The organism is Salinivibrio sp. MA427 (assembly GCF_001996115.1).
In the GTDB taxonomy this organism is placed as follows: Bacteria; Pseudomonadota; Gammaproteobacteria; order Enterobacterales; family Vibrionaceae; genus Salinivibrio; species Salinivibrio costicola.
This window is the reverse complement of sequence record NZ_MUFH01000145.1, coordinates 1-7,218: the sequence shown is the minus strand read 5'-3', so window position 1 is coordinate 7,218 and position 7,218 is coordinate 1. Positions and strand designations below refer to the sequence as shown.

The window sequence follows — 7,218 nt, the reverse complement described above, 5'->3', positions numbered from 1 at the left end:
CCTATATATTTCAGTTGTTTAGATGAATGATAGTGCGTATAACGGTTTTGGAAATCGCGTATGCGCAATATACGATGTTATAACACAGGAACAACTCCAACTCCTTGCTCAAAACGGTTAACTGAACTATAATTTGTACGTTATTTTGTACCATTTTTGGAGTTCAATATGAGTCGTATTCATTTCGATCAAGATATTCAGCCGTTATCTGAATTTCGTGCAGGTGTAGCTTCTTACATCAAACAAATCAATGAGACTCGCCGTCCATTGGTCATCACACAGCATGGCAAAGGTGTAGCTGTTGTTCTCGATGTTGCAGAGTATGAAGCAATGCAAGAGAAGATCGAGTTACTGGAAGAAATGCGTACAGCTGAAGCTCAATTAGCTTCAGGCCTTGGTGTTTCAAATGATGATGCTCGTGCTCAAGTACTGGGGCGCATTAAGAAATGAAAGTAGTTTGGTCTCCATTAGCGCTTCAGAAATTAGGCGATGCAGCGGAATTTATTTCTTTGGATAATCCACCTGCGGCGGAAAAGTGGGTAAACGAAGTTTTTGACAAAACTGAACTACTTGGAAGTATGCCTGAAATGGGGCGCTTTGTTCCTGAAATGCCCAATACTAATAACTATCGTGAAATAATTTTTGGTCACTATCGTATTATCTATAGCTTAAGCCAAGAGATCCGCGTACTAACAGTTCGTAATTGTCGTCAAATGTTGTCGGAAGATGACGTGTAAAACTGTGTTATAACGAGTATGTCGTCAATCACTAAATTTTGGCGAGTTTTTCGTCCCATATCACGCTGTCTCTATGCATCGAATTTAAGATCCCCACCATATTGCGTACAAAGAGGCGTTGTGGATCAAAGCACTGAGTCTATCGATGCACCTCTGTCGACTGACACAACTGCATCCAAGCCTCGGCGGTGCGTGAGACATAGCGCTCGCCGTGCCAGACTAACCCCAGTTGCCATTCAATCGCCGGGCTTATCGGTTTCACCAGCAATAACTCACTGTCTTCCAAGCTGGCGCTGAGGCGCTGGCATAGAGGCGCGGGTAAAAACGCCACCCCCGCACCACTTTTCACTAAGGCGGCTAAAAAATCCCACTGACTGCTACGCGCGGCAATGGTTGGCTGATAACCATGCTCTTCACAGCGGGCAATAATCCGGTCGCTTAAGGTAAATTCAGCGCTATATAGATAAAACGGCTCGTCTTTGACGGCCTGCCATGTCAGGCTTTTTTGCGCACGCCACGCGGCTTGGTTAGGCAGCACCGCATAAATGGGGTGAGTTTGTAAGGGTAAACTTTGCAAGCACTCGGGCTGGGTGTCGGTGAGCATGGTGATTGCCACATCAATCTCACCATTGATCAGGGCTTGTTCGGTGCGCCGCCCTCCGTATTCGACAATACTGAGCGCGACATTTGGGTAGCGTTGGCGGTATTCACGCAGCACATTGGCATACAGCGGCCCTATCATCGGTGGCATCCCCAATCTAAGCTGGCCGCGCGTTAGTTGGTTGAGATCGTCGAGCTCGGTACTTAGCTGCTCGAACTCAGCAATAATGCTCTGCGCGCGCTGATACACCACCTCACCAGCATCGGTTAACCAAAACCGCCTTCCCTCTCGGTGCAACAACGGCTGACCCACATCTTGCTCAAGGTTACGCACCATTTTACTGATTGTCGGTTGCGTCACATGCAATGACGCCGATGCGGCAGTAAAGCTCTGCTTTTCCACCAAAGCAATAAAATAGCGCAACGCACGAATATCCATAAACGGCCCTTAAAAACTAATCGTAAACTATGCCATTTTGGCATAGTTTAAATAAAAAAAAGTCACTTTATTCACTCTCTACCAAGACGTAAACTATGAGCCATCTCACAGATTCTTGGCACGCCTTCGATGCAATTGATTAAAAACGCCTTACTTACCCTACTACAAGTCTTTGTCCTTGCTGGCATTTGGTTCTTGTCTGATTGGTTGGTCACCACCTTTGCTATTCCGCTGCCGGCCAACCTCACCGGTATGTTGCTGTTGTTAGGCGCATTAATGTTGAAAATTGTCCGTGCCGATTGGTTGCGCCGCGGGGCAGCGTGGCTGTTAGCCGAGATGTTGCTGTTTTTTGTGCCGGCGGTGGTGGCGGTGGTCAATTACCAAGATTTATTGCTGCAAGAAGGCGGTAAGATCATGGTTGTACTGATTTTAAGTACCGCGATGGTGATTGCGTCAACCGCTTGGGTGGTCGATAAAGTGTATCGTTTTGAGGTTAAAATGGCGCGCCGCCGCAGTAACCACCACGCGCACCACCCTGATCTAAAACCGGAGTGCTAAGCCATGATGTCTGCCTTACCGACTTGGCTTCATGCCTCGCTATTGAGCATTACCTGCTTTTTAATGACCCTTGGCTTCTATTACATGAGCAAATGGCTGTATCGCCGCCACCCCTCCATTCTGGTGATGCCATTGTTGCTCGCGCCCTTGCTGATTGTCGCGGTGGTGGTTGGGTTTAAGATCCCGTATCAAGACTACATGGCGCAATCTTACTGGCTGCTTTGGCTGCTGGGCCCAGCGACTGTGGCGTTTGCGATCCCTGTGTATGATAACCGCGCGCTCATCCGCCGCCATTGGTTATCCCTGTCAATCGGTGTCACTGTGTCGGTGCTGGTCGCGATTACCAGTACTGTAGTGTTAGCGCGGGTGTTTGAGCTGTCTGAACTGCTGCAACGCAGTTTGGCGATGCGCTCAATTACTACCCCTTTTGCCGTGGAAGCCACCAAAGCGATTGGCGGGCAAAGCGATCTCACCGCGCTGTTTGTGGTTCTCACTGGCGTAATTGGGATGGCAATCGGTGAAAGTATTTTGACCGTGATTGCGATTCGATCACGCTTGGGACGCGGCGCCAGTTTGGGTGCATCGGCCCACGGTGCCGGTACCGCTAAAGCATATCAAATTGGTCACGAAGAAGGAGTAGTATCTAGCGTGGTGATGATGATTGCCGGCATGGTCACTGTGTTACTTGCACCTGTGTTAGGCCAGTTGCTTTGGTGATCCTAACCGCTTTATTGATCCTTGTATGACTTTGTACGCTATCTATTGCTATCAATAAAAATGAGTGAGTTGATGAAAGTTTCTGCGCAGTAAGCAGGTCTTACACGGACAAACTCTGATAACGAGGCAATAATGAAACAGCGTAAGTCAATTTGGCGAGTCATCGCGTTCACAGTATTCAGTTTGCTATCGATAGCAAGTTATGCGGCGGTGAAAGATACCGCCACTACAGACCAAGGCTACCAAAAAGCGACCCTTGCCGGCGGTTGCTTTTGGTGTACAGAATCTGATCTTGAAAAGCTCGACGGCGTGATTGATGTGGTGTCTGGCTACTCAGGCGGTGAGCTTGAAAATCCAACCTATAAAGGGGTCTCGTCCGGCACCAGCGGGCATATCGAGGTAATTGATGTCACCTACGATCCCAACTTGGTGAGTTATGAGCAGGTGTTAGACCAGTTCTTCCGTCATATTGACCCCACCGATGACCAAGGCTCGTTCGTTGACCGTGGCCCGCAGTATCGCCCCGCGATCTTTTATCACTCTGAAACGCAAAAGCAAATTGCCGCCGATTTTATGGCGGAGATTGAGGCGTTAGGCGTGTTCAAAAAGCCGCTCAAAACCGAGTTGATCCCGTTCGAGAAATTCTGGCCAGCAGAAAGTTATCATCAGGATTATTATAAAAACCACAGCGTGCGTTACAGCTATTATCGCTACGCATCGGGTCGTGATCAGTATCTGGACGAGATTTTTGGTGACGATCGCAAAGACAACCCGGTCACCTTGCGAGAAATGATCGATGCGCAAAAAGCGGAGGATAAGACATCAACGAATATCCGCTACTCGCGCCCCTCGGATGAAACAATACGCACGATGTTGTCAGACATGGAATACGAGGTCACACAAGAAGACGACACTGAACCCGCGTTCCAAAACCCGTATTGGGACAACAAGCAAGCTGGTATTTATGTCGATATCGTTTCGGGCGAGCCGCTGTTCTCCTCCACCCATAAATACAAATCCGGTACCGGCTGGCCAAGCTTTACGCAGCCCATCGACAAGCAGTATGTGGTTACCAAACCGGACAACTCGCTGTTTTTCAGTCGCACCGAGGTGCGTAGTAAGGTGGCGGATTCGCACCTTGGCCATGTGTTTGAGGATGGTCCCGCACCCACCGGCTTGCGTTATTGCATGAACTCAGCCGCAATGCGCTTTGTGTCCGTCGATAAAATGGCCGATGCCGGTTATGAGGATTATCTCTATCTGTTTGAATAAATCTTCCTTTGCGTGATTGGCTGGTAAACCTGCGGTAGAGTACAGCTCTACCGCTTTTTTACGCGAGGCATTGGATGCACACGATATTGATAACCGGATTTGAACCGTTCGGCGGCGAGAGTGAAAACCCATCTTGGCAAGTGGCACAAGCATTAGAAGGCTGGCAGCCCAATGAGGAGTGCATCGTTAAAGCCGTGCGCCTGCCCTGCACCTTTGACGATAGCTTACCGACGTTACACAGCGCGCTAGAATCACTCAGTCCGGTGATGGTGATCGCCCTTGGCCAAGCCGGTGGCCGCGCCGAGATAAGCTTAGAGAAGGTAGCGATCAATTATCAGAACGCGCCCATCCCGGACAACGCCGGTAAGCAGCCGCATGGCACGTCGGTGGTGCCATCTGGGCCCAACGCCTATTTTTCTACCTTACCCCTCAACCGTTTAGCGAACGCATTAAACGAAGCCCATCATCCTGCCAGTATTTCTTACACCGCGGGCACCTTTGTGTGTAACCACGTGTTTTATGGCTTGATGCATGCGCTGGCTCATCACACCGAGGTACGCGCCGGCTTTATTCATATTCCCTACAGCCCAGCACAAGCGTGCAAACACCGCGCCCCGAGCATGCCGGTGGGTGATGTGGTAGCAGCGATGAAGGTAGCTATTGAGTTGAGTTTATTGGATGATGATGCCACTACCGTGTGTGAAGGCATGTTGCACTAACACGCGTTAGATGGCGCTCAGACGATGAAGCTCAAACAATGACGCCTAGCAGCGGAGCACAGTTACGGTTACCGTGCTCCTAACCTAATCGCTTAAAACAGCCACTCAGTGACGAGATCGTTGTCGGTCAGCACGCTATCGAGAAAGGCAAACAAATGCGCATTCATCGGTGCCGTATCAAAGGCGCGAATGGAGGCAGGGTCTTGAATAAAGCGCTTGTTAGCGACCTCGCCCTCTGGATAGGCGGCGTGCAATAAGCCTTCAACCGCCAGAGGTGTCAATTCAAGGTGGCATTGAAAGCCATATACCCGTGGTCCGTACTTCACGATCTGGCGCGGACAGCCTTCGCTGCTAGCCAGTACACGACTATTGGGTGTCAGCCCCGGCATATCATGGTGCCAATGGCCCACAATTTCTTGTGGGGCAAAATGCGGCATATGCTCATCAATATGGCCATCTTCAGTTAACTGGATGGGGAAATAACCAATCTCAGGCTCAGGACTTTTCTGATACGAAGCGCCCAATGCCTCACCAATCAGTTGCGCGCCGAGGCAAATCCCTAATACCGCACTGCCTTGTTCAATGCACTGGTTTATAAGTGCTTGCTCGCGCGGGCTATCAAAATGTGGGCATTCAGACTGTGGCGTATCTGGACTTTGCGGCCCGCCGAGTACCACCAGCAGATCAATGCCTTCACCGGTTTCCGGCAACGGCTCGCCCCGATACAAATGACTGGTGTTCACATGATAGGCACGCTCGTCACACCAATCTAAAATGGCTCCTGGGCCTTCAAACGCCTCGTGAATAACAAGATGGACGCGCATTCCTCTCTCCTTGGGGTTTGTTTTACGCACGATTGCGGCTAAGCATACTATATTGAGCCGCGGCCTCAAGCCTTGCCCACGACAAGCGGTGGTCGCGCCATAAACGCTTGAGTCAACAACTGAAACAACTGTTCGATTGTCGGCAATTCATCTAGGTGCGCAGCTAAAGGGGTATGCACCTCGGCCTCAATGCGATCGGAGTGACCACAAAGCCGATTACACAGCGATACAGGGGCAACAATATGTTGGCAATCGGCATCAATCAGCAGGCAAGCCTGTGCCAGCATCACGGTTTGTTTGCCTGCCCCCGCGCTTAAACGCAGGATACGCTGGGCGGTTCCCACCACTTTTTTGCCATCAATATTGAGGTTGTAGTCACCATCACAATACGATCCGGGCGTATCACCCACCGTGGTCGCAATGCCTAACTGATGGAAAAAAGACTGTAAGATGGTGCAAAAATACTGGTAAGCCGTCTGGATATGATAAGGGGTGTTAGCCGGCCACACCGTCAGATAAGACACGTTAATTACGCCGGGCAGTTGCGGCACCGGCGCGCCGCCAGTCCGTCGGCTTTGCACGTGCCACCCTAACGACGATAATGCGCGGCGTAATTCAGGCGTTTGTAGCCATTTTTGGCCCGCTGGCAGTACCAAGGTTTGGGCGTCTGGCTGCCAAAGCAGTAATGCCTCGTTGAGCTCGCCCTGCTCTATCCGGCGGATCAGCGCCTGCTCTTTATCGAACGCAGACGCCACCGACAGCGAGGGATAACGCAAAATCGTTTTTTGAGTCGCCATCATGCACCTGCTGTCGTTATATTCCTATTATTCGGCTATTAACCGAACAAACGCTGCCAAATGCTTGGGTTGCGTTTGTCGTGGTACTCTTCACGCAAGGCATCGATTTGGCGCATGCCTTGTTGTGCCTTATCGAGGTCGCCTTCGCTCAGCGCGGCATCAATTCCCTCTACCGTCACCGCCAGTTTATCGAACCCTTCCATGAAGGTATCTGCTTTTTCCGGTGGATAGCTGCCCGCTTTGGCTYGCGCGATCAGGGTTTCCAGTTTGGCGACCGGTGCTTGCATCGCTTCGATGCTTTGTGCGCTCGCCGCTTCTTTGAAGGTCATTTTCATTTCTTTCATGATCGGCTTGAGCTCAGAGGCTGAGACATTCAGCGACAGCAACACCGCCACCGCGCCCATAAGTATGACTTTCTTCATTTTTGCTCCATGTGATTGTTTTTTAGTAATAATAATGCGCTATTATATTACTCACTTCTCACGGCATTGCCTAGCTAAGAAGCGTAAAACAATGTAAAGCACTTACACATCTCGCATCCAGATGGTATGATTA

10 protein-coding genes are annotated in these 7,218 nt (G+C 50.3%); 6 read left to right on the top strand and 4 right to left on the bottom strand.

Features of this window, described 5'->3' with window-relative positions; translation table 11 throughout:
* The first annotated feature begins 168 nt into the window (after window positions 1–168).
* Both BZG79_RS10085 and BZG79_RS10080 read left to right on the top strand, forming a co-directional pair.
* A complete protein-coding gene (locus BZG79_RS10085; RefSeq protein ID WP_021024253.1) occupies window positions 169–450 on the top strand; it encodes a type II toxin-antitoxin system Phd/YefM family antitoxin in 282 nt (93 codons plus the stop codon).
* The gene (locus BZG79_RS10080; RefSeq protein ID WP_077774315.1) at window positions 447–737 is read left to right on the top strand and encodes a type II toxin-antitoxin system RelE/ParE family toxin; all 291 of its coding nucleotides are present in this window, start codon (window positions 447–449) and stop codon (window positions 735–737) included. The genes BZG79_RS10085 and BZG79_RS10080 overlap by 4 nt, the downstream gene beginning before the upstream one ends.
* 139 nt (window positions 738–876) lie before the next feature.
* Here BZG79_RS10080 and BZG79_RS10075 read toward each other — a convergent pair whose 3' ends face one another.
* The gene (locus BZG79_RS10075) at window positions 877–1,776 is read right to left on the bottom strand and encodes a LysR family transcriptional regulator (protein WP_077774314.1); all 900 of its coding nucleotides are present in this window, start codon (window positions 1,774–1,776) and stop codon (window positions 877–879) included.
* Window positions 1,777–1,905: 129 nt separating this feature from the next.
* Between BZG79_RS10075 and BZG79_RS10070 the strand changes: the two genes are divergently transcribed.
* From BZG79_RS10070 to pcp, 4 genes are all read left to right on the top strand, one after another.
* A complete protein-coding gene (locus tag BZG79_RS10070) occupies window positions 1,906–2,334 on the top strand; it encodes a CidA/LrgA family protein (RefSeq protein ID WP_077461392.1) in 429 nt (142 codons plus the stop codon).
* A 6-nt stretch (window positions 2,335–2,340) separates the two neighbouring features.
* The gene (locus tag BZG79_RS10065; protein ID WP_077661153.1) at window positions 2,341–3,051 is read left to right on the top strand and encodes an LrgB family protein; all 711 of its coding nucleotides are present in this window, start codon (window positions 2,341–2,343) and stop codon (window positions 3,049–3,051) included.
* Between the two features lie 132 nt (window positions 3,052–3,183).
* The gene (gene msrB, locus BZG79_RS10060; RefSeq protein ID WP_077774313.1) at window positions 3,184–4,323 is read left to right on the top strand and encodes a peptide-methionine (R)-S-oxide reductase MsrB; all 1,140 of its coding nucleotides are present in this window, start codon (window positions 3,184–3,186) and stop codon (window positions 4,321–4,323) included.
* Window positions 4,324–4,397: 74 nt separating this feature from the next.
* Window positions 4,398–5,042 (top strand): pyroglutamyl-peptidase I, encoded by a 645-nt coding sequence (pcp, locus tag BZG79_RS10055; RefSeq protein WP_077677150.1) that lies wholly within the window; start codon window positions 4,398–4,400, stop codon window positions 5,040–5,042.
* Window positions 5,043–5,134: 92 nt separating this feature from the next.
* Here the strand turns inward: pcp and BZG79_RS10050 are convergent, their stop codons facing one another.
* From BZG79_RS10050 to BZG79_RS10040, 3 genes are all read right to left on the bottom strand, one after another.
* Entirely contained in the window at window positions 5,135–5,866 is a 732-nt protein-coding gene (locus BZG79_RS10050) for a GMP synthase (protein ID WP_077677151.1), read from the bottom strand.
* A gap of 65 nt (window positions 5,867–5,931) precedes the next feature.
* A complete protein-coding gene (locus BZG79_RS10045; protein ID WP_077677178.1) occupies window positions 5,932–6,663 on the bottom strand; it encodes a lipoate--protein ligase in 732 nt (243 codons plus the stop codon).
* A gap of 38 nt (window positions 6,664–6,701) precedes the next feature.
* Complete coding sequence (locus BZG79_RS10040; protein ID WP_077774312.1) at window positions 6,702–7,085, bottom strand: cytochrome b562; 384 nt, start codon at window positions 7,083–7,085, stop codon at window positions 6,702–6,704.
* Between the last annotated feature and the right edge of the window lie 133 nt (window positions 7,086–7,218).